The following is a 1,453-nucleotide window of genomic DNA, read 5'->3' as shown; positions in this document are numbered from 1 at the left end:
ATCTGCTTCAGGCTGGCGGGTACCAGCATGACCTCCGACCCGATCTCATGCATGGCGGTGCGCACCATGATGCTGGCGGTATCGGCTTCCCCCAGCAGCATGATCTGTAATTCCTCCACCACCTTGGCACAGATCAGGCGTGCCTGTTCGGGTCCCAGCTGGGCGAAGACGACCACATAGACTTCGCCCTCATGGCGAAACCACGTATCTTGAGGGCCGAGATAGCTTTCAAGCAGCCTTGCCGTCAGCAGGTGCACCCTGTCAGCCACGGTCCCCCACCGTCCGCCCAGCCGGGCCCGGAGGCTTTCCAGCCCCACCAAGTGGAGGCTACCGGCCTGGGTGGGGTCCCGGCGGGAGAAAATGCGCCGCAACGCCTCGGCGGCGTTCTGGTCAGCCTGGGGCGGGGCGGTGACTTCAGGTTGCTTGGCGGCTGGGGTGGGTGCGTTGCGCGGATAACCGCCGCTGGCGCGATCGGGAGCGGGCTCGTCGTGCAATGCCGCCAGCATCTTCTTGAAGAGCCCGAACATGGAACCGCCCTCCCGGTTTTATTGACCAAGGAATCCTACATCCGCATAGCCGAGCGCGGGCCTGTCCAAAGGGTTACATGACCCTTTGCTAATCCAATGCGGCAACCCTGACGTTGCTTTTCGCGTGAACCGGATTGCGGTTGGTTCAAGCGACCCGCCGAAGCCGGCTGTGACGGCGCGCGATGGAGCCGGTCCCTGACAATGGCGGCATGCGGTTCATTGACGTGCTGAGGTGAATGACCGAGAGGGCGGAACAGGATGGGACGGCAGCCCGTCAGGCCGCGCAACAACCCTTGATGAACAGAAGCGAGCACCCCGGGATATGAAATGCCGGAGGTGTTGCGGGCGTGAAGTCGCCAACAATTCGGAAAACTAACCGATAGCTCATATATCCACTTGGACACTATGCAGATGGGTATGGGTATCGATTTGTCAAAGATCGTGATCTGATCTTATTCTTCGATCTGCCGCTTGGTCTCTGCGGCGTGGCAGTAGGCATATAAAGGTATGGGGAGGATCAACATGATGTTCGGCTTTCTGAAGCAGCATGACGACAGCGGCCAAATCCTCACTGCCCTGGACAAGTCCCAGGCCGTGATCTCGTTCAATCCAGACGGGACGGTCCTGGATGCCAATCAGAACTTCCTGAATGTCATGGGCTATTCGCTGACGGAAATCCGAGGTCAGCACCACAGCCTGTTCGTGGAACCGGCAGAGCGCAACAGCCAGGACTACGCCGCATTCTGGCAGGCGCTGCGTCGGGGTGAGTATCAGGCCCGGCAGTTCAAGCGCCTCGGCAAGGGTGGCAAGACCGTCTGGATCGAAGCCTCCTACAACCCGATCCGGGGAGCGAACGGCCAGGTGGTGAAGGTGGTGAAATATGCGACGGACATCACGCAGAAAGCCCTGGAACACGCCAACCTGTC

1 protein-coding gene and 1 pseudogene are annotated in these 1,453 nt (G+C 60.2%); one reads left to right on the top strand and one right to left on the bottom strand.

Annotated features, from left to right (window positions below; translation table 11 throughout):
- A pseudogene (locus tag AC1Q7F_RS32545) lies at positions 1–527 on the bottom strand (hypothetical protein); the annotation flags it as partial.
- A 522-nt stretch (positions 528–1,049) separates the two neighbouring features.
- Here AC1Q7F_RS32545 and AC1Q7F_RS32540 point away from each other — a divergent pair.
- Positions 1,050–1,453: PAS domain-containing protein (locus AC1Q7F_RS32540; protein ID WP_492512699.1), on the top strand; the 404-nt coding region annotated here is incomplete at its 3' end.

The organism is Niveispirillum sp. GW835-FHT14G11, assembly GCF_058793615.1.
The sequence above is the reverse complement of the archived record's forward strand: the minus strand, read 5'-3'. Positions and strand labels throughout refer to the sequence as shown.